Raw genomic sequence first — 20,232 nt, 5'->3', positions numbered from 1 at the left:
CCTGCGCGCTATGCGATAAATAAACCCCTTCGCGCCAAATCATGCCGAGCTGCCAGCGCAAATCGCTCTCCAGCGGAACCCAGCGCAGCGTGTTTTTATCCAGCCGCTCGCAGATGGGCTGCGGCAGGATCGCAATGCCCACCCCCGCCTCCACCATGGCCGCCAGGAAATCCCACTGGCCGCTGCGCACCGCAATCCGCGGCTTCACGTTGTGCTGGCTGAACAGCGCCATCAGCTGGCGGCTGAGGGCAAAATCTTCGTTGTAGATCAGCAGGGGATGCTCGGCGAGCACCTCTGGCTTTACCGAATCGATGTGCATCCAGTCGCCGGAGCGGGGCACCAGCACGCACAGCGGATGGCTGAACAGCGATAGCGTCGCCAGGCCGCTCTCCTCTTCGACGGGCAGGGCGGTCATCGCCACGTCCAGCTCGCCGTTGATCACCGCCTGCTGCACGGTCAGGCCGCCAAATTCGGAAATCTTCAGCTCGACGCCGGGGTAGCGCTGGCGAAACAGGCTGATGGGCCCGGCCATCATCATGCCGACCATCGGCGGAATGCCGAGCCGCAGCAGGCCCTTGTTGAGGTGGTTGATGTCGCCCAGCTCCGCCTCGAGCTGGCGAAACTCCGCCAGAATCGCCAGGCCGCGCTCAAACACCACGCGCCCGGTATCGGTCAGCAGCAGCTTGCGCCCGTCGCGGATTAACAGGGTGCAGTTCAGTTCATCCTCGAGGTTTTTTAGCATCTTGCTGATGGTGGGCTGGGTAACAAACAACTTCTCCGCTGCGCGGGTAAAACTTTGCTGGCGAACCACCTCGACAAAATAGCGCAGCGTTCTTATGTCCATGATTATTCCTCGGAACTATACCTTCGATGATTTTAATTCATTTCTTTCACCGACGTGCGCTCTCTATACTGGCGCTCCGTCTCATTTTTGAGGAAATCACCCATGGCCGTGGCGTTAGGTCGCGTTACGCCTGCCGTTGTGCAACGACTCCAGGTCCCGGTTCAGGTTCTGCTCTACGCAGGGCTGTTTGTCTTTGCTGAATATCTCGTTAGCTGGCTGCACCTGCCGCTTCCCGCCAACCTGGTGGGGATGGTGCTGATGCTCACGCTCATCCTTTGCCGCATCGTTCCCCTGAGCTGGGTGCGCGCGGGCGCGCGCTGGCTGCTGGCGGAGATGCTGCTGTTTTTCGTGCCCGCCGTGGTGGCGGTGGTGAATTACGCCCAATTGCTAATGGTCGACGGCTGGCGCATCTTCGCGGTGATCGCCCTGAGCACGCTGATGGTGCTTGGCACCACCGCATGGGTGGTGGATAAAGTGTACCGGTTTGAAATCAGCAGGCAGAAGCATGACTAACTTCCAGATTAGCATCCTGTGCTTGATCGCCACGCTGGCCATCTACTTTGCCAACAAGCGGCTGTATCGACGTTTTCACGCCCTGCCGCTGATGCCGCTGGTGTTCACGCCCATCCTGCTGGTGCTGATGCTGGTCTTAGGGCATATCTCCTGGCAAAACTACATTGGGGAATCCCACTGGCTGCTGTGGCTGCTCGGCCCGGCGACCATCGCGTTTGCGGTGCCGGTCTACGACAACCTGGCGATCATCCGGCGCCACTGGCTGTCGCTCAGCGCGGGCGTCATTACCGCCACGGTGGTGGCGGTGTGCAGCTCGGTCTGGCTGGCGCGGCTGTTTACCCTCTCGGATGAAATCCAGCGCAGCCTGGCGGTGCGCTCGGTCACGACGCCCTTTGCCCTCGCGGCGGCAAAACCGCTCGGCGGCCAGCCGGATCTGGTGGCGCTGTTTGTGGTGGTGACGGGGGTGTTTGGCATGGCGGTGGGCGACGTGCTGTTTCTGCGGCTCTCCATTCGGGAAGGAATGGCGAAAGGGGCGGGATTTGGCGCGGCGTCGCACGGGGCGGGCACGGCGCGCTCGTACGAGATCGGCCAGCAGGAGGGCGTGGTCGCCAGCCTGGTGATGATGCTTTCGGGCGTGGTGATGGTGCTGGTTGCGCCGCTGGTGGCGTGGGTGATGTTTTAAGCTCCCCGGCCGGACGACCGGGGAGAGAGTCGGTTAGTGCGCGCGGCCCTGTTCTACACCCAGGCCGGTTTGCGAGCGGATAAACTGGGCGCGGAATTTCTCGCGCTCCAGGTTGCCCTCCGGCGAGTTGTCGGTGGCCGAGAAGAACCAGATGCCGATGAACGCCACGGCAATGGAGAACAGCGCCGGGTATTCATACGGGAAGATGGCGCTTTCGTGGCCGAGGATCTGCACCCAAATCGTCGGGCCGAGGATCATCAAAATCACCGCCGTCAGCAGGCCCAGCCAGCCGCCAATCATCGCGCCGCGCGTGGTCAGCTTCGACCAGTACATGGAAAGCAGGATGATCGGGAAGTTGCAGCTTGCCGCAATCGAGAAGGCCAGCCCCACCATAAAGGCGATGTTCTGCTTCTCGAACAGAATGCCCAGCAGGATCGCTACCACGCCCAGCACCAGCACGGTGATTTTAGACACCTTCAGCTCGTCGCGCTCGCTCGCGCCTTTGCGGAAGACGTTGGCGTAGAGGTCATGCGAAACCGCCGACGCCCCGGCCAGCGTTAAACCCGCAACCACCGCGAGAATGGTGGCGAAGGCCACGGCGGAGATAAAGCCGAGGAACAGGTTGCCGCCCACCGCGTCGGCCAGATGCACCGCCGCCATGTTGTTACCGCCAATCAGCGCGCCCGCCGCGTCTTTAAACGCCGGGTTCGCCCCCACCAGCATGATCGCGCCGAAGCCGATGATAAAGGTCAGGATATAGAAATAACCCATAAAGCCGGTGGCGTAGAAGACGCTCTTGCGCGCTTCGCGCGCGTCGCTCACGGTGAAGAAACGCATCAGGATGTGCGGCAGGCCCGCCGTACCAAACATTAGCCCCAGGCCGAGCGAGAGCGCGGATATTGGGTCTTTCACCAGCCCGCCCGGGCTCATGATCGCTTCCCCTTTCGGGTGTACCGCCATCGCTTCGGTGAACAGGTTATTGAAGCTAAAGCCGACGTGCTTCATGACCATAAAGGCCATAAAGCTGGCGCCGAACAGCAGCAGGACCGCTTTGATGATCTGCACCCACGTAGTGGCCAGCATGCCGCCGAACAGCACGTACATCACCATCAGCACGCCGACCAGCACCACCGCAACGTGGTAGTTCAGGCCGAACAGCAGCTCGATGAGCTTGCCCGCGCCAACCATCTGCGCAATCAGGTACAGCGCCACCACCACCAGCGAGCCGCAGGCGGAGAGGGTACGAATGGGCCCCTGCTTCAGGCGGTAGGAGGCGACGTCCGCGAAGGTATAGCGCCCGAGGTTGCGCAGGCGTTCGGCAATGAGGAACAGGATAATCGGCCAGCCGACGAGGAAGCCGAGGGAGTAGATCAGGCCGTCGTAGCCGGAGGTATAAACCAGCGCGGAGATCCCGAGGAACGACGCCGCGGACATAAAATCTCCCGCAATCGCCAGCCCGTTCTGGAAGCCGGTGATGTTGCCGCCCGCGGTGTAGTAATCGTTGCGCGAGCGCACGCGCTTTGAGGCCCAGTAGGTGATGTACAGCGTCAGCAGGACGAAAATCAGGAACATAATGATCGCCTGCCAGTTGGTGGGCTGGCGCTGAACCTCGCCGGTAATGGCATCCGCAGCGTTCGCTGCAAAGGGCAGTGTGGCGGCAAGCGCCGTCAGAACTCGCTTCATGATGCTTTTACCTCGCGCAGGACTTCTTTATTAAGACGATCGAATTCGCCGTTAGCGCGCCAGACGTAGACGCCGGTCAGTACAAACGAAATCACAATCACGCCGATCCCAATCGGGATGCCGCGCGTGACGCTAGTTCCCGCGTGCAGCGGCGTGCCGAGCCAGTGCGGGGCAAAGGCGATCAGCAGAATAAAGCCGACGTAGATAACCAGCATGATGATGGAAAGTAAGAAGGCAAACCGTTGCCGTTTTTCGACGAGCTCCCTGTAGTGCGCACTGTTCTCTATCTGCTGACAAATATCGTTATTCATCACAGAGTCTCCAAAGGTAAGGTTGGTTTGTTTTTGTTCCCTCTCCCTGAGGGAGAGGGTTAGGGTGAGGGTGAAGGAAGGAGCGGTCTGATGCCCTCACCCCGGCCCTCTCCCACGGGGAGAGGGAGAAAAAATTACGAAGGCATTGCGATGGCCTGCTTCTCTTCGAGCAGTTTGTCCACCACGCCAGGATCGGCGAGCGTTGAGGTATCGCCGAGGTTGCTGGTATCGCCCGCCGCGATTTTGCGCAGAATGCGGCGCATAATTTTGCCGGAGCGGGTTTTCGGCAGCGAGTCGGTCCAGTGCAGTACGTCCGGCGTGGCGAGCGGGCCAATCTCTTTACGCACCCAGTTGCGCACGTCCGCGTACAGCTCCGGCGACGGCTCTTCGCCGTGGTTCAGCGTGACGTAGGCGTAAATCGCCTGGCCTTTAATATTGTGCGGAATGCCCACCACCGCGGCTTCGGCAATCTTCGGATGGGACACCAGCGCGGACTCAATCTCCGCGGTGCCCAGGCGGTGGCCGGAGACGTTCAGCACGTCGTCCACGCGCCCGGTGATCCAGTAGTAGCCGTCCTCATCGCGGCGCGCGCCGTCGCCGCTGAAGTACATGTTCTTAAAGGTCGAGAAGTAGGTCTGCTCGAAGCGCTCGTGATCGCCAAACAGGGTGCGCGCCTGTCCTGGCCAGGAATCAACGATCACCAGGTTACCTTCGGTCGCGCCTTCCTGTGGATTACCCTCGTTATCCACCAGCGCGGGCTGCACGCCGAAGAACGGACGCGTTGCCGAACCCGCTTTCAGCTCCGTCGCGCCCGGCATCGGGGTGATCATGAAGCCGCCGGTTTCGGTCTGCCACCAGGTGTCCATGACCGGGCATTTTTCGTTGCCGATCTTCTTCCAGTACCACTCCCACGCTTCCGGGTTGATTGGCTCGCCCACGGACCCGAGGATGCGCAGGGACGAGCGGTCGGTACCTTCGATGGCCTTGTCGCCTTCCGCCATCAGCGCGCGGATCGCGGTTGGCGCGGTGTAGAGAATATTAACCTGGTGCTTATCGACCACCTGGCACATGCGCGCCGGGGTCGGCCAGTTCGGTACGCCCTCAAACATCAGCGTGGTGGCGCCGCAGGCCAGCGGGCCGTACAGCAGGTAGCTGTGGCCGGTGACCCAGCCGACGTCGGCGGTGCACCAGTAAATGTCGCCCGGATGGTAGTCGAATACGTATTTGAACGTGGTCGCCGCATAGACCAGATAGCCGCCCGTGGTATGCAGCACGCCCTTGGGCTTGCCGGTTGAGCCGGAGGTATAAAGGATAAACAGCGGATCTTCCGCGTTCATCTCTTCCGGCTGGTGCTGGTCGCTCGCTTTTTCAATCAGATCGCTCCACCAGAGGTCGCGCCCCTCGTGCCAGTCAATGTTGCCCCCGGTACGCTTGAGGACGATGACGTTGCTGACCGTGTTGACGTTCGGGTTTTTCAGCGCCTCGTCGACGTTTTTCTTCAGCGGAATGCCGCGCCCGGCGCGCAGGCCCTCGTCGGCCGTGATCACCAGCTTCGAGCTGGAGTCGACGATTCGCCCGGCAACCGCTTCCGGCGAGAAGCCGCCAAAGATCACCGAGTGAATGGCACCGATGCGCGCGCAGGCCAGCATCGCCACGGCGGCTTCCGGCACCATCGGCATATAGATAGCGACGACGTCGCCCTTTTTAATGCCTCTTTCCAGCAGGACGTTGGCGAAGCGGCACACGTCGCGGTGCAGCGCTTTATAGGTGATGTGCTTGCTTTGAGAGGCGTCGTCGCCTTCCCAGATAATGGCCGTTTCATTACCGCGCTCGGCAAGGTGGCGGTCCAGGCAGTTTGCGGCCAGGTTCAGCGTGCCGTCTTCATACCATTTAATGGAGACGTTGCCCGGCGCAAAGGAGGTGTTTTTCACCTTCTGATACGGTTTGATCCAGTCAAGGATGTGGCCCTGCTCGCCCCAGAAGGCGTCCGGGCTGGAAAGGGATTGCTGATACTTCTCGTGGTACTGCTCCGGGTTTATCAGGCAACGGTCCGCAATGTTTACGGGAATGTCGTGTTTATGGATTTGGCTCATGGCTTTTTTTCTCCTTGTAAGATGTTAATAATATGTCGCAAAAACGTTAAGAGTAGGGTCTTTACAAGCTTTGTTTAGTATTTGGGCGACAGATCACGCATTGTTTGAATCGGTTGAAAAACGAGCGAATGAAACTTTGAAGGGAAATAATTTACTCTGAGGATTATTCACATTTCTCGGGAAAAAAGCGTTTTTATAACAAATGGTTATTTATGCGAATTATTACAAATTCGTGTCATAGCCCCTTTTTGCAGTGAAATGCCTCGTTCTTTAAGGCTTGCGCAGCATGCCGTGCAGATGATACTCATACGCCGCGTTAAAAAATCCCATAAACCAACGCAACACAATACATACCCTTTCAGTATGTCTCCCTATTCATGCAGTTCGGTGGTGCGGAGATTTCATTGAGGAAGTCAGTTTTTATGAAAAATGTAAAAATCAGCCTGGCCTGGCAAATCCTGCTGGCCCTTGTGCTGGGCATCTTACTGGGCAGTTACCTCCACTATCACAGCGACAGCCGCGAATGGCTGATCGCCAATCTGCTTTCCCCGGCAGGCGATATTTTTATTCATCTTATTAAGATGATTGTTGTCCCGATCGTGATCTCTACGCTGGTGGTAGGTATTGCCGGCGTGGGGGATGCGAAGCAGCTCGGGCGTATCGGCGCGAAGACCATTATCTATTTCGAAGTGATCACTACGGTGGCAATTATCCTCGGCATCACGCTGGCGAACGTGTTTCAGCCCGGTTCCGGAATTGATATGTCGCAGCTGGCCACGGTGGATATTTCGAAATACCAAAGCACAACCGCTGACGTGCAGAGCCATGCGCACGGGCTGATGGGGACGATTCTCTCGCTGGTGCCGACCAATATCGTCGCGTCCATGGCGAAGGGCGAGATGCTGCCAATCATCTTCTTCTCGGTGCTGTTTGGCCTGGGCCTCTCATCCCTCCCGGCGACCCACCGCGAGCCGCTGGTGACCGTGTTCCGCTCTATCTCTGAAACCATGTTCAAAGTGACCCACATGGTGATGCGCTACGCGCCGGTCGGTGTATTTGCGCTGATCGCGGTGACGGTGGCGAACTTCGGCTTTGCCTCCCTGTGGCCGCTGGCGAAGCTGGTTATCCTGGTTCATTTCGCGATCCTGTTCTTTGCGCTGGTGGTGCTCGGCATCGTGGCGCGCCTGTGCGGGCTGAGCATCTGGATCCTGATCCGCATCCTGAAGGATGAGCTGATTCTGGCGTACTCGACGGCAAGCTCCGAGAGCGTGCTGCCGCGTATTATCGAGAAGATGGAGGCCTACGGTGCGCCTGCGTCAATTACCAGCTTCGTGGTGCCGACCGGCTACTCCTTTAACCTGGACGGCTCAACGCTGTACCAGAGTATTGCGGCAATCTTTATCGCCCAGCTTTACGGCATCGATCTGTCCCTGTGGCAGGAAATCGTGCTGGTGCTGACGCTGATGGTGACCTCGAAAGGGATCGCGGGCGTGCCGGGCGTGTCGTTCGTGGTGCTGCTGGCGACGCTGGGCAGCGTGGGCATTCCGCTGGAAGGGCTGGCATTTATTGCGGGCGTAGACCGTATCCTCGACATGGCGCGTACCGCGCTGAACGTGGTGGGTAACGCGCTGGCGGTGCTGGTGATTGCCAAGTGGGAGCACAAGTTCGACCGCAAGAAAGCGCTGGCATACGAGCGCGAGGTGCTGGGTCGTTTTGATAAGACTGCCGACCAGTAGTAAAAAAAAGGCCGGTGGCGCTGCGCTTACCGGACCTACCCGACTATTCCCTCTCCCCTTTTGGGGAGAGGGTGAGGGTGAGGGGGGGGTTTACTCCCCGCTCAACGCATCAAACTCTTCACACCCCGTATCAAACCCTTCGGTACAGCTCAGGTTCAACCAGTACAGCGCCTTCTGTTTATTCGGCGTGATAAAGCCTTTCTCACCCTGCTGGAACAGCATGCCCGCCCAATATTCCGCGTAACCGGTGCGCGACAGCGACGAGCTGCGCTTAAACCACGCGGCGGCTTTTGCATCGTCCCGGGCCACGCCAACGCCGTTGGCATAGATCAGCCCCAGCAGGGATTGCGCATCGACCGCCGAGTCGCTGTCGAGATCCTCCGTGGCGGTTTGCAGCAGCGCAATGGCCTTTGGATAGTCGGTATTGCCCGCCTGAGTATTAACCAGCACCCGCGCCAGCATGATTGCACCGCGCTTGCTGCCCGCAATGTTCGCCTGCTGGGCAAGCGCTTTCGCCTGCACGTAATCACCCTGCGTAAAATGGATTTGCGACAGCAGGGCCATTGCGTCGACGTCGCCGCCCCTGGCCGCTTTCTCCGCCCACTGCGCGGCCTTCTGGCTGTCGCCGGAGCTAAAATACGTGTCGGCCAGATAGTACTGCGCGCGCGCGTCGCCCGCGTCGGCCTGTTCCTGATACTGGCTGCCAATCGCGTTGGCGCGCGCCAGCGAGGTGAAAACGAACAACAACAGTAAAATGTGTCTCATAGATTCTTATCATTAGGGTACGTGCCGCGCAGTATAATCGCGGTCGCAGAAGAAAAAAACGGGTGCATTAAGACCTCAGCATCCTACAAGCCGGGCGGAACTTCCGTTCCGCCCGATGAGGTTAGCCCGAAATACAGGCTAATTTCGCCACCACCTCCTGATGCTCGCTTTTTATTGTGAGCTCGCATAACTTCCCGCGATTAATAAAGGCGAATATCACGATGGTCAGACATATAATTGAAACGATGCCTGACACCGCTTTTAATGGCGTCATGCCTTTTACTCCTTGTCAAAAAAAGAATAAGAGGCTACCCTCAACTTGTTGGTTGTTGAGGGGGTAGCCTCGGGTAAATGAAAATTTCCCGGGGCTTTCCACTTTCTGTCCCTCAACAATGCTCAAGACAGAAAGTCTTAAGCACCCGCCGCACATCTTATTCTCCTGAACGTAAAAGCAAAGATGTAATTCTTTTCCGCGCTAATTACATTTTTCCTGCGAGACGCTTTCCAGAATAAATATAAAATCCGGGAATGATTAATTCATAAATAAAAAGGGGATGAATAGTTCATCCCCTTTATTCAGCGTTTAACTCACGGCCTCATTCCATTGCGCTTTCGCGCAGCCGGGCCTTCAGCCTGGTATATTCGTCGATCACATACTGTTCCGCGGCGCGCTGGTCGGCAATCGGCTCGACGCGTACGGCGCAGTACTTATACTCCGGCGTTTTGGTTATCGGGCTGAGGTTCTCGGTCACCAGCTCGTTACAGGCGCCAATCCACCACTGGTAGGTCATATAGACCGCCCCTTTGTTTGGCCTGTCGCTTACCTGGGCGCGCGTAATGATCCTGCCCTTACGCGAGTTCACCCATATCAGCGCCTCATCCTGGATGCCAAGCCGCTCCGCGTCGGCGGTGTTGATTTGCGCGTAGCCGGGCTCATCCGCCAGCGCGGCCAGGGCGGCGCAGTTGCCCGTCATGGAGCGGCAGGAGTAGTGGCCCACCTCACGCACGGTGGAGAGCACCATCGGAAACTCGTCGGTGAGCTTATCGATCGGCGCGACCCAGTCGCAGGTGAAGAACTGCGCCAGCCCGTTCGGGGTGTCGAACTTCTCTTTAAAGAGATACGACGTGCCCTGATCGGCGTCGGACTCTTCGCGGCACGGCCACTGGATGTACCCCAGCTCGCCCATTTTTTCATAGGTTGCGCCGTAGAAATCCGGACACAGATGCCGCAGCTCGTCCCAGATCTCCTGGGTGTTGTTGTAGTGCATCGGGTAGCCCATGCGGGTGGCGATTTCGCTGATGATCTGCCAGTCCGTTTTCAGGTCCCACTTCGGCTCGACCGCTTTGAAGAAGCGCTGGAAGCCGCGGTCCGCCGCCGTGTAGACGCCTTCATGCTCGCCCCATGACGTCGACGGTAAAATCACGTCCGCCGCCGCCGCGGTTTTGGTCATAAAGATATCCTGGACAATCACCAGCTCCAGATCCTCAAACCCTTTGCGCACCGCAGAAAGCTCGGCGTCGGTCTGGAGCGGATCTTCACCCATGATGTAGGCCGCGCGCACCTCGCCGTGCGCCGCGCGGTGCGGCAGCTCGCTGATGCGGTAGCCCGTGTGCTCCGGCAAACTCTCCACGCCCCAGGCCTTCGCGAACTTAGCGCGGTTTTCCGGGAACTTGACGTACTGATAGCCCGGATAGGTATCCGGCAGCGCGCCCATGTCGCACGCGCCCTGCACGTTGTTCTGGCCGCGCACCGGGTTGACGCCGACGTGCGGCTTCCCGAGGTTGCCGGTCAGCATGGCGAGGCTGGTCAGGGAGCGCACGGTTTCCACGCCCTGATAGAACTGGGTCACGCCCATGCCCCACAGAATGGCGGCGGTTTTGGCCTCCGCGTACATCCGTGCGGCCTGGCGGATCTCCTGCGCGCTGACGCCGGTTATCGCTTCGACCGACTCCGGCGTGTAGCCTTCGACAATTTTCCGATACTCTTCAAAACCTTCCGTGCGGCTGGCAACAAACGCCTGGTCGTACAGATTCTCCTCAATGATGACGTGTCCCATTGCGTTCAACAGCGCGATGTTCGAGCCGTTTTTCAGCGCAATGTGCATATCCGCAATGCGCGCGGTTTCAATTTTGCGCGGATCGCAGACGATGATTTTCGCCCCGTTCTGCTTAGCGCGGATAACGTGGTTCGCGACGATAGGGTGAGAATCCGCCGGGTTATAGCCGAAGATAAAGACGAGATCGGTGTTATCTATCTCGTTGATCGCATTACTCATTGCGCCGTTACCGACCGACTGGTGCAGACCTGCAACCGAGGGGCCGTGTCAGACGCGTGCGCAGCAGTCGACGTTATTGGTGCCAATAACGGCGCGCGCGAATTTTTGCATCACATAGTTGGTTTCATTTCCCGTCCCGCGCGAGGAGCCGGTGGTTTGGATCGCATCCGGGCCATACTTGGCCTTGATGGCGCTAAGGCGCGCGGCGACGTAGTCCAGCGCCTCGCTCCAGGAGACGGCTTCCAGCCTGCCACCGCGCTCGCGGCGGATCATGGGGGTTTTCAGGCGCGGGGTGAGGATTTGCGTATCGTTAATAAAATCCCAGCCGTAATAGCCTTTCAGGCACAGGGTTCCCTGGTTGGTTTTCCCCTGTGCCGCTTCCGCCCGGATGATTTTGCCGTTATCGACCACCAGGTGGATCTTGCAACCTGAGGCACAATACGGGCATACCGTGACGACTTTTTTCATCAGTCTGCTCCCGTTAGTCAATTCTTACGCAGCCACTATGCAGCTTCTATGCCATGTTTTTAATGTGGGTATTGACTGACTTTACGGCCCCCTGCGGAAAAAAACGCTGACGAAAAGCAGGCAATCGTCAAAATTGACGTGTCGAAGGGGGAGCGGATGTGACGCGGGTTGAAATTCCGTCACTGAAAAAACACATTGGCTGGAGCCAGCGGCAGAATGGTTCAGACTTAACATAATCCCCTGACGGAAGCAGAAGATGAAACCGGCGATTCTGGTGGTTGATGACGATACGGCAGTGTGCGAGCTGTTAAAAGACGTGCTTAACGAGCACGTCTTTACGGTGCTGGTCTGCCATAACGGCCAGGATGCCCTTGACCGGATCCAGCAGGAGCCGGACATCGCCCTGGTGCTGCTGGATATGATGCTGCCGGATATCAACGGACTACAGGTGCTACTGCAGCTGCAAAAGCGGCGCCCGGCGCTGCCGGTGGTGATGCTGACGGGCCTGGGAAGCGAGTCGGACGTGGTGGTCGGGCTGGAGATGGGGGCGGACGATTACATCGGTAAGCCGTTCAACCCCCGCGTAGTGGTGGCGCGGGTCAAAGCCGTGCTGCGGCGTACCGGCGCGCTGGCTGCCGAAGCCCCGGCCCCTCGCGCGGCGGGCGTGACCTTCAGCGGCTGGACGCTCGATACCGCCCGCTGCGAGCTGAGCGATCCGCAGCGCAACGCCGTGCCGTTAACCCAGGGCGAGTACGGCCTGTTGCTGGCGCTGGCGCAAAATGCCCGTCGGGTGCTGAGCCGCGAGCAGCTTCTCGAGCTGACCCACAGCGAAAGCGCCGACGTCTTTGACCGCACCATCGACGTGTTGATTATGCGCCTGCGGCGTAAAATTGAGGTCAACCCGCACCAGCCCGCGCTGATTAAAACCATTCGCGGGCTGGGGTACGTTTTTGCCGCCGACGTTAACCTTCCCGAGCGGGCGGCGTAGGGCGATCACACCACGGCTGGAACGATAATTGCCGCGAAAATCGCAATGATGACCAGGTATTTCAGCGCGTAGTAGAGGCGCCGGTTTTTCTTCTTCAGGCGCTGCCCGCGCTCGCGCCCCGCGTGAACGTACTTGAATAGGCGATTTATGCCGCCGGTACGATCGCCGTCATCATTGGGCGAGCTGGCCGCCGACATCAGCGTCGTGCCCACCCAGTGGTTAACCGCCTGCGCCCAGCGCCATTTCATCGGCCGCTCAATATCGCAGAACAGGATGATGCGCGTCCGATCCGTTTTATTTTCCGCCCAGTGTACGTAGGTCTCATCAAAAATGACGGCCTCTCCGTCGCGCCAGCTGTGCCGCTGCTGGTCTACCTCAATAAAACAGCGGTCGTCGTTGGGCGTAAACAGGCCCAGATGGTAGCGCACCGAGCCGGCGTAGGGATCGCGATGCTTGCCCAGATAGGCACCCGCCGGCAGCTCGGCAAACATGGCGGCCTTCACCGAGGGGATCTCGCTGACCAGCTTCGTCGTGACGGGGCACAGGGCCTGTGCCGACGGGTGCGCGTCGGCATACCACTTCAGATAAAAACGCTTCCACCCGCGCTTAAAAAACGTATTGAAACCGGCGTCGTTATTATTCTGTGCTGCCTTAATATGATCCTGCAGGCGCAGGGCTTCTTCGCGAATAACCGGCCAGCTGTCGGTGAGCTTTTTCAGCTCCGGGAAGCTTTCCGTCTCAAAGAAGGGCTGCTTTGCGGGAAGCGTTGAAAACGCGGTCATGAACATATTGATCGGCGCCATGAACGTGGAGTGATCGAAAAGCTGCCGCGAGAGCGTTTGTTTTTCTCTGCCGCGCGAATGCGCATAGATAACGCTAATAATGAAAATACCGATGATAATGGCTGCGAACATTTTTCCCTTGTCCTGTAGTGATTTTCTCATTCCGGAAAGCGAGCGCATACCGCGCCGCCCGTACCGAAAATGCCAGACGAAGAGAGTGTAGTTCGGGGATTTAAAATTAATAGAACTGTAATGAAAAATCGCAATTATTGTTAATTTTATGGGGTTTATTCCCCTCATCCTGGCCCTCTCCCCAAAGGGGAGAGGGAATGAAAATCGCGCACGGTCTTTACTTCACCGTCCACCCCTTATAGCTGCCGACGTTCTTTTTATCGATCATCGTCACTGGGATCAGCACCGGCTCTTTCGGCGCGGGCTTGCCCTGAAGAATGTCATATCCGATCTCCACCGCTTTCGCCGCCATCACCTGCGGGTCCTGGGCCGGGGTTGCCACGAACAGGGAGTTTTCGCGCTTCAGCGCCTCTTCGCCGTCGGGCGAGCCGTCCACGCCGACGATAAAGAACTCGCTGCGCTGCGCCTGCTTCGCCGCCAGATCGGCACCGATCGCCGTCGGATCGTTGATTGCGAACACGCCGTCGATCTTCGGATTGGCGGCCAGCAGGGAGGTCATCACCTCCAGCCCGCCTTCGCGGCTGCCCTTGGCGTTCTGGTTATCCGAGAGCACCTTAATGTCCGGGTGGCGCTTAAACTCGGTCTGGCAGCCTTCCACGCGGTTTTGCACCGCCGAGACCGGCGGTCCGTTGATGATCACCACGCTGCCTTTGCCCTTCAGGCGGTCGGTGATGTATTTACAGGCCATTTCGCCCGCCTGGGTGTTATCGGAGGTGATGGTGGCGTCCGCGCCTTCCGCCGCGACGTCGACCGCGACGACCACGATCCCGGCCTCTTTCGCACGCTTCACCGCCGGGCCGATCCCCTTCGAATCCGCAGCGTTCAGGATGATCATATCCACCTTCGCGGCGATAAAGTTGTCGATCTGCGAAACCTGCTGGCCCAGATCGTAACCGCTGGAAACCAGCGTCACCTTAACGTTGTCCCCCGCCAGCTTGCGCGCTTCCAGCTCCGCGCCTTTGGTGATCTGCACGAAGAACGGGTTGGCTAAATCGCCCACCGTGACGCCGATGGACTTCAGGTCTTTCGCCTGCGCGAACGGCGTCGCGGCGAGCAGTGCGCCAGCACAGAGCGCGGTCACTAACGGTTTTAAACGCATCTTGTCTTCCTCACGTAGGGTATTGTTGTTATGCACTTTGATGGTGTCGGGTACGGTATTTGTCGATCAGCACCGCTATGATGATCACCGCCCCTTTGATCACCAGCTGCCAGAAGTAGGAGACGCCCATCAGCGTCATGCCGTTGTTGAGCGTGGCGATGATCAGCGCGCCCACCAGCGTGCCGGTGATCGTGCCGATCCCGCCGACGAAGCTGGTGCCGCCGAGGATCACCGCGGCAATGGCGTCCAGCTCGTAGCCCGTACCGAGGTTGCCGTTGGCGCTGTAAAGGCGCGAGGCGCTCATCACGCCGCCCAGGCCGGAGAGCAGGCCGCTCATGCCGTAGACGAACAGCAGCACCAGCCAGACCTTAATGCCCGTCAGACGCGCCGCCTGCATATTGCCGCCGACCGCGTAGATGTGAACGCCGAGCGTGGTGCGGCGCAGGATGAACCAGCAGAGGGCAATCACCGCCAGCGCGATGACCACCAGCCACGGTACGGGGCCGAGATAGTTATTGCCGATCCACTCGAAGCTGATATTGGAGTTGATCACCGTGGTGCCGTCCGCCAGCAGGTAGGCCGCGCCGCGCAGCGCCGTATACGTGCCGAGCGTGACGATAAACGGCGGCAGCCCGGCAAAGGCCACCAGCGCACCGTTGAACAGCCCCAGCACCATGCCGAGCATCAGCGCGGCGGGAATGGAGAGCATGGCGAACTCAGGAATGAGCGACACCACCATCGCCGCAACCGCCGTGGTGCCCAGAATCGAGCCGACGGAGAGGTCAATCCCCCCGGTCAGGATGATGAAGGTCATCCCCGCTGCCAGCACGATGTTGATCGACGCCTGGCGGGTGATGTTGAGCAGGTTGCTCTCGGTGAAGAAGTTAGGGGCAATAAAGCCAAATACCGCCACGATCAGGATCAGAATTGGCAAGATGCCGACCGTTTGCATCAGATCGCTCATCAGCATTTTTTTGGCGGAGGCGGATTTCGCCACCTGCTGCGGGTTGGTTGTTTGCGTCATGGTTGCACCGCCTGGTGATGAGTGTCGTTAACGCCGGTTGCCAGCGTCATGATGCTTTCCTGAGAGATGTCGCGGCCAGGAAGCTCGCCCGCAATGCTGCCTTCGCGCATCACGTAGACCCGGTCGCTCATGCCCACCACTTCCGGCAGCTCGCTGGAGATCATCAAAATCGCCACCCCTTTGCGCGCCATCTGGTTCATGATGCGGTAGATCTCGCTTTTCGCGCCGACGTCCACGCCGCGCGTGGGTTCGTCCAGAATCAGAATGCGCGGGCCGATCGCCACCCAGCGGGAGATCAGCAGCTTTTGCTGATTGCCGCCGGACAGCCCGCCCGCGCGTACCTGAGAATGCGGGACGCGGATATTGAGCAGGGCGATGGCGTCATCGGAAATCGACTGCGCTTTTTTGCGGTTGAGCATGCCGAACGTGGCGTCGCGCTCCAGCGTCGCCATGGTGATGTTCTCCTGCGCCGCCAGCTCGAGAAACAGCCCCTGCTCCTTGCGGTTCTCGGTGAGAAAACCGATGCCGTTCTCAATCGCCGCGCGCGGGGAGTGGATCACCACCGGCTCGCCGTCGACCTCAATCATTCCGCCGGTGGCTTTGCGCACGCCGAAAATCAGCTGCGCCAGCTCGGAGCGCCCGGCTCCGACCAGCCCCGCCAGGCCGACGATTTCGCCGGAGCGGACCTGCAGGCTGCACGGCTGCACTTTTTTGCCGTCGGTGAGGTGGTGGACGTTGAGGCGCGGGCTGCCGAGCGGGATATCGCGCTCCTTGTTGAACAGGTCGCTGAGCGGGCGGCCCACCATCATCTTCACCAGCTCGGAGGCGTTGAGCCTGTCGCGCGTCAGGCTGCCGACGTACTGCCCGTCGCGCAGGACGCTGACGCGGTCGGAAAGCTCGTACACCTCCGCCATGCGGTGGCTGATATAGATAATCGCCATACCTTCGTCGCGCAGGCGCAGGATCAGCTCAAACAGGCGGTGGGTTTCGCGCGAGGAGAGGGCGGCGGTGGGTTCGTCCATCACCAGAATGCGGCTGTTGCGGTGCAGCGCGCGGGCTATTTCCACCTGCTGCTGCTCGGCGATAGTCAGCTTCATCACCAGGTCAGTCGCGCTGAACTGTGCGCCCAGCCGGTCGATCACCGCCTGCGCCTGGGCGGCCATCTCTTTGCGCTGCACCAGCCCGCCGCGCGACAGCTCGCTGCCGAGAAAAATGTTCTCCGCAACGGTCAGGTTAGGCGCGAGCTGCATCTCCTGGTAGATCAGGGTAATGCCCGCCGCCAGCGCGTCTTTCGGCCCTTTGATGTTAAACGGCTGGCCGTCGATGCGGATCTCGCCGCCGGTGGCGGTATAGGCGCCCGCGAGGATTTTCATCAGCGTGCTTTTGCCCGCGCCGTTTTCCCCCATCAGCGCGTGGATCTCACCGGGGAAAACCGTCAAATCGACGCCCTTGAGCGCGTGAAAATGGCCAAAGGTTTTGGCTATGCCGCACATCTCTAAAACCGGGGTTCTGCTCATGGCGGATCTCCTGTGAATGTGGATATCTGCACTTCATCACAGGCGCGTAAATGCAAAATGTCAGAAGCCGTTCATATTTGTCATAGTGATGAATAAATCGCGTGGATCACATTTTACCCTCACCCCAGCCCTCTCCCTGGAAGGGAGAGGGAGCAAATCATTCCCTCGCCCCTTTGGGGAGAGGGCCAGGGTGAGGGGACACCAAACCGCACAGGAGCCCAAATCCATGCCATCACGCCCCCCGTTCTTCGCCAGCGCCCGCGGCCGCCTGCTGATGTTCAATCTGCTGGTTGTTGCGGTTACGCTAATGGTCAGCGGCGTGGCGGTGCTTGGCTTTCGTCATGCCAGTCAAATCCAGGAGCAGGTACAGCAGCAAACGCTGGATGACATGAACGGCAGCATGAACCTCGCGCGCGATACGTCGAATGTGGCAACGGCGGCGGTGCGCCTTTCGCAGGTGGTCGGTGCGCTGGAATACAAGGGGGAAGCGGAGCGGCTGAAGGAGACCCAGACGGCGCTGCGCCGCTCGCTGGAGCAGCTTGCCGACGCGCCGCTGGCGCGACAGGAGCCAGCGCTGGTGGCGCGTATTATTCGCCGCAGTAATGAATTACAGCAGAGCGTCACGGGCATGCTGGAGCGCGGGCAGCGGCGCCATCTTGAGCGCAACGCGCTGCTCAGCTCGCTTTACCAGAGCCAAAGCGAGCTGCGCCATTTGCAGGATATTAACCGCCGCGACGGCAGCAACGTGCCGGACGGACGCCAGCTTGCGGAGATGGACCGGCTGATCCTTGCCGCGATTGGCACGCCGTCCCCCCGCGCGACGGTTCAGCAGCTGGATGCCGTCACGGCCACGCTGCCCCCGCGCAGCCTCCAGCCGGCGGTGAGCGAGGTGCTTCCTGATTTCATCACCGAGCTGCGCAAGCTCGCGCCGCTGGCCAACCGGCTGGAAGAGAGCGAGCTGGCGATCAGCTGGTATATGTTTCACATCAAGGCGCTGGTGGCGATTTTAAACAGCGATATCAATCAGTACGTTGAGCAGGTGGCGCAGGCCTCCCGGCTTCGCATGGCCCAGAGCCACCGGGAGCTGCGCTCCATCAGCGTGTTTATCAGCGTATTTGCCCTGCTGGCGCTGATCATTACCGGCTGCGCCTGCTGGTACATCTACCGAAATCTCGGCACCAACCTGACGGCCATTTCCCGGGCGATGTCGCGCCTTGCCCACGGGGAGCCGGACGTGTCGGTCCCCGCGCTGCAGCGGCGCGACGAGCTGGGCGAGCTGGCGCGCGCGTTTAACGTCTTCGCCCGCAATACCGCCTCGCTGGAACACACCACGCGGCTGCTGAAGCAAAAAACCACCCAGATGGAGATTGACCGCGTTGAGCGCCAGGGGCTGGAAGAGGCGCTGCTCCACAGCCAGAAGATGAAGGCCGTTGGCCAGCTCACCGGCGGGCTGGCGCATGATTTTAACAACCTTTTGGCGGTGATTATCGGCAGCCTGGAGCTTACCGATCCGCAGTCGCCGGACGCGCCGCGCATTACCCGCGCGCGCAAGGCCGCCGAGCGCGGCGCCACGCTCACCCAGCGCCTGCTGGCGTTTTCCCGCAAGCAGTCCCTGAACCCGCACGCCGTGGAGATGAAGCCGCTGCTGGAAAACCTCAGCGAGCTGATGCGCCACTCCCTGCCCGCGACCCTCGCGCTGGAGATTGAGGCGCAGTCCCCGGCGTGGCCCGCGTGGATTGACGTCAGCCAGCTGGAAAATGCGATCATCAACCTGGTAATGAACGCCCGCGACGCGATGGAAGGGCAAAGCGGCGTCATTAAGATCCGCACCTGGAACCAGCGCGTCACCCGCAGCGACGGGCGCAGGCAGGACATGGTGGCGCTGGAGGTGATCGATCGCGGCTGCGGGATGTCGCAGGAGGTAAAATCCCAGGTCTTCGAACCGTTCTTCACCACCAAGCAGACCGGGAGCGGCAGCGGGCTAGGCCTGTCGATGGTGTACGGCTTTGTGCGCCAGTCCGGCGGGCGCGTGGAGATCGACAGCGCGCCGGGGCAGGGCACGACCGTGCGGCTGCATCTGCCGCGCGCAGCGATGCTGACCGTCCCGCGCGACGAGGCGCTTGTCGCCGCTACGCTCGCGGACAGCGAGCAGCTGGTGCTGGTTCTGGAAGATGAAGCCGACGTTCGTCAGACGCTGTGCGAGCAGCTCCACCAGCTTGGCTACCTGACGCTCGAAGCGGAAAGCGGCGAGCAGGCGCTGAACATGCTGGCCGCGTCGTCGGATATCAGCATAGTTATCAGCGACCTGATGCTCCCGGGCAGCCTTAGCGGCGCGGAGGTGGTTCATCAGGTGCGTACCCATTACCCCGAGATGGCGGTGCTGCTGATCAGCGGCCAGGATCTCCGCCCGATGCATAATCCTCCGCTGCCGGAGGTCGAGCTTCTGCGTAAACCGTTCACCCGCGCGCAGCTGGCGCAGGCGCTGCATAAGGTGAGGGTAATTTGAGATTCCTCCCTTTTTTCAGAATATAACTCCTGTTTCAGCTATTTACAGAGATATGCCCCCATGCAACCATCGTGATTAACCTCAGGTTTAATCAGGTCTTTGTTATGGATAACTGGCTGGCGCTATTTGACGGGCAGACCCGCTATTTTCTGGATATTTTTGACAGCCCGGTGAGCGCGGAAGTCCTGCGTTTTCGCGGCAGGGAGGCGCTGAGCGAGCCGTTTAGGTGGGACATCGAGTTCACCACGCCGCAGGGCAACCTCGTTCCGGAAGACGTGCTGATGAAATATGCGTCGTTCCGCATGCGCAGCGGCAAAACTGTCCACGGCATGGTGACCCGCCTGGAATGGCTTTCCACCACCGCAGACCAGTCCCGCTACCGGCTCACGCTCCGCTCCCGCCTGGCGCTGCTGGAGCACACGCGGCAGTGCCGTGTTTTTCAGAACCAGTCCGTGCCGGAGGTGGTGGAGCAGGTGCTGCGCGGCCACGGGCTGGAGGGGCCGGACTTTGCGTTCCGGCTGGAGCGCACCTATCCGGCGCGGGAAATTATCACCCAGTGGCGGGAAACGGACCTTGAGTTCATCCAGCGCATTCTGTCTGAGGTGGGCATTTACTGGCGCACCGAGATGGACGACGAGCGCGGTCTGGATACGTACATCTTCGCCGACAGCCAGCTTCACTACCGGTTTGACGTGCGCCTGCCGTACCGCGAGCCGTCGGGCCTGTTCGACGGCGCGGCAGAATCGGTGTGGG

Annotated in this window: 17 protein-coding genes; 6 read left to right on the top strand and 11 right to left on the bottom strand. The window is 59.9% G+C overall.

All coding sequences use genetic code 11. The features are described 5' to 3' along the window. Positions 1–844: LysR family transcriptional regulator (locus DBY73_RS21670; RefSeq protein ID WP_146745802.1), on the bottom strand; the 844-nt coding region annotated here is incomplete at its 3' end. Positions 845–946: 102 nt separating this feature from the next. On the opposite strand from DBY73_RS21670, the gene DBY73_RS21665 reads away from it, so the two are divergent. Together DBY73_RS21665 and DBY73_RS21660 are read left to right on the top strand one after the other, a co-directional pair. Continuing rightward, positions 947–1,357, top strand: a complete 411-nt coding sequence (locus DBY73_RS21665) for a CidA/LrgA family protein (protein WP_112013230.1) — start codon at positions 947–949, stop codon at positions 1,355–1,357. After that, positions 1,350–2,039: an LrgB family protein gene (locus DBY73_RS21660; protein ID WP_112013229.1), complete on the top strand. Its 690-nt coding sequence runs from the start codon at positions 1,350–1,352 to the stop codon at positions 2,037–2,039. Before DBY73_RS21665 ends, DBY73_RS21660 begins: the two co-directional genes overlap by 8 nt. Positions 2,040–2,072: 33 nt before the next feature. On the opposite strand, the gene actP is transcribed toward DBY73_RS21660, so the two are convergent. From actP to acs, 3 genes are all read right to left on the bottom strand, one after another. After that, the gene (gene actP / locus DBY73_RS21655; protein WP_112013228.1) at positions 2,073–3,722 is read right to left on the bottom strand and encodes a cation/acetate symporter ActP; all 1,650 of its coding nucleotides are present in this window, start codon (positions 3,720–3,722) and stop codon (positions 2,073–2,075) included. Then, complete coding sequence (locus DBY73_RS21650; protein WP_112013227.1) at positions 3,719–4,033, bottom strand: DUF485 domain-containing protein; 315 nt, start codon at positions 4,031–4,033, stop codon at positions 3,719–3,721. Before DBY73_RS21650 ends, actP begins: the two co-directional genes overlap by 4 nt. A 134-nt stretch (positions 4,034–4,167) precedes the next feature. Beyond that, complete coding sequence (acs, locus tag DBY73_RS21645; RefSeq protein ID WP_112013226.1) at positions 4,168–6,126, bottom strand: acetate--CoA ligase; 1,959 nt, start codon at positions 6,124–6,126, stop codon at positions 4,168–4,170. A 422-nt stretch (positions 6,127–6,548) separates the two neighbouring features. Here acs and gltP point away from each other — a divergent pair, with 422 nt between their 5' ends. Beyond that, positions 6,549–7,862: a glutamate/aspartate:proton symporter GltP gene (gene gltP, locus DBY73_RS21640; protein ID WP_112013225.1), complete on the top strand. Its 1,314-nt coding sequence runs from the start codon at positions 6,549–6,551 to the stop codon at positions 7,860–7,862. 90 nt (positions 7,863–7,952) lie between these two features. On the opposite strand, the gene DBY73_RS21635 is transcribed toward gltP, so the two are convergent. The 3 genes from DBY73_RS21635 to fdhF all read right to left on the bottom strand — a co-directional run bounded on the left by DBY73_RS21635 (position 7,953) and on the right by fdhF (position 11,371). Beyond that, entirely contained in the window at positions 7,953–8,627 is a 675-nt protein-coding gene (locus tag DBY73_RS21635) for a tetratricopeptide repeat protein (protein ID WP_112013224.1), read from the bottom strand. Positions 8,628–8,748: 121 nt separating this feature from the next. Continuing rightward, positions 8,749–8,901 (bottom strand): Hok/Gef family protein, encoded by a 153-nt coding sequence (locus DBY73_RS21630; protein ID WP_112013223.1) that lies wholly within the window; start codon positions 8,899–8,901, stop codon positions 8,749–8,751. A gap of 322 nt (positions 8,902–9,223) precedes the next feature. After that, positions 9,224–11,371 carry a formate dehydrogenase subunit alpha gene (gene fdhF / locus DBY73_RS21625; protein ID WP_112013222.1) on the bottom strand — a complete coding sequence of 716 codons (2,148 nt, stop codon included), beginning with the start codon at positions 11,369–11,371 and terminating at the stop codon, positions 9,224–9,226. Between the two features lie 256 nt (positions 11,372–11,627). Between fdhF and DBY73_RS21620 the strand changes: the two genes are divergently transcribed. Next, a complete protein-coding gene (locus tag DBY73_RS21620) occupies positions 11,628–12,359 on the top strand; it encodes a response regulator transcription factor (RefSeq protein WP_112013221.1) in 732 nt (243 codons plus the stop codon). 5 nt (positions 12,360–12,364) lie between these two features. Here the strand turns inward: DBY73_RS21620 and lpxO are convergent, their stop codons facing one another. From lpxO to DBY73_RS21600, 4 genes are all read right to left on the bottom strand, one after another. Beyond that, the gene (gene lpxO, locus DBY73_RS21615; RefSeq protein WP_112013220.1) at positions 12,365–13,273 is read right to left on the bottom strand and encodes a lipid A hydroxylase LpxO; all 909 of its coding nucleotides are present in this window, start codon (positions 13,271–13,273) and stop codon (positions 12,365–12,367) included. 217 nt (positions 13,274–13,490) lie between these two features. Then, a complete protein-coding gene (locus DBY73_RS21610) occupies positions 13,491–14,432 on the bottom strand; it encodes an ABC transporter substrate-binding protein (protein WP_112013219.1) in 942 nt (313 codons plus the stop codon). A gap of 28 nt (positions 14,433–14,460) precedes the next feature. Further along, a complete protein-coding gene (locus tag DBY73_RS21605) occupies positions 14,461–15,456 on the bottom strand; it encodes a ribose ABC transporter permease (protein ID WP_112013218.1) in 996 nt (331 codons plus the stop codon). Then, a complete protein-coding gene (locus DBY73_RS21600; protein WP_112013217.1) occupies positions 15,453–16,973 on the bottom strand; it encodes a sugar ABC transporter ATP-binding protein in 1,521 nt (506 codons plus the stop codon). The genes DBY73_RS21605 and DBY73_RS21600 overlap by 4 nt, the downstream gene beginning before the upstream one ends. Positions 16,974–17,199: 226 nt before the next feature. Here DBY73_RS21600 and DBY73_RS21595 point away from each other — a divergent pair, with 226 nt between their 5' ends. Then, a complete protein-coding gene (locus tag DBY73_RS21595; RefSeq protein WP_112013216.1) occupies positions 17,200–19,479 on the top strand; it encodes an ATP-binding protein in 2,280 nt (759 codons plus the stop codon). 104 nt (positions 19,480–19,583) lie between these two features. After that, the coding region (locus DBY73_RS21590; RefSeq protein ID WP_146745801.1) for a phage late control D family protein at positions 19,584–20,232 on the top strand (649 nt) is incomplete at its 3' end.

This window comes from Enterobacter sp. RIT418 (assembly GCF_003057745.1).
Taxonomy (GTDB): Bacteria; Pseudomonadota; Gammaproteobacteria; order Enterobacterales; family Enterobacteriaceae; genus Enterobacter.
This window is presented reverse-complemented; position numbering and strand designations above follow the sequence as displayed.

Coding starts and splice junctions, on each gene's coding strand:
- DBY73_RS21665 (WP_112013230.1), top strand. CDS start 947: ATGGCCGTGGCGTTAGGTCGCGTTACGCCTGCCGTTGTGCAACGACTC.
- DBY73_RS21595 (WP_112013216.1), top strand. CDS start 17,200: ATGCCATCACGCCCCCCGTTCTTCGCCAGCGCCCGCGGCCGCCTGCTG.
- DBY73_RS21610 (WP_112013219.1), bottom strand. CDS start 14,432: ATGCGTTTAAAACCGTTAGTGACCGCGCTCTGTGCTGGCGCACTGCTC.
- DBY73_RS21630 (WP_112013223.1), bottom strand. CDS start 8,901: ATGACGCCATTAAAAGCGGTGTCAGGCATCGTTTCAATTATATGTCTG.
- acs (WP_112013226.1), bottom strand. CDS start 6,126: ATGAGCCAAATCCATAAACACGACATTCCCGTAAACATTGCGGACCGT.
- DBY73_RS21650 (WP_112013227.1), bottom strand. CDS start 4,033: ATGAATAACGATATTTGTCAGCAGATAGAGAACAGTGCGCACTACAGG.
- lpxO (WP_112013220.1), bottom strand. CDS start 13,273: ATGTTCGCAGCCATTATCATCGGTATTTTCATTATTAGCGTTATCTAT.
- actP (WP_112013228.1), bottom strand. CDS start 3,722: ATGAAGCGAGTTCTGACGGCGCTTGCCGCCACACTGCCCTTTGCAGCG.
- DBY73_RS21660 (WP_112013229.1), top strand. CDS start 1,350: ATGACTAACTTCCAGATTAGCATCCTGTGCTTGATCGCCACGCTGGCC.
- DBY73_RS21635 (WP_112013224.1), bottom strand. CDS start 8,627: ATGAGACACATTTTACTGTTGTTGTTCGTTTTCACCTCGCTGGCGCGC.
- DBY73_RS21620 (WP_112013221.1), top strand. CDS start 11,628: ATGAAACCGGCGATTCTGGTGGTTGATGACGATACGGCAGTGTGCGAG.
- DBY73_RS21600 (WP_112013217.1), bottom strand. CDS start 16,973: ATGAGCAGAACCCCGGTTTTAGAGATGTGCGGCATAGCCAAAACCTTT.
- DBY73_RS21605 (WP_112013218.1), bottom strand. CDS start 15,456: ATGACGCAAACAACCAACCCGCAGCAGGTGGCGAAATCCGCCTCCGCC.
- gltP (WP_112013225.1), top strand. CDS start 6,549: ATGAAAAATGTAAAAATCAGCCTGGCCTGGCAAATCCTGCTGGCCCTT.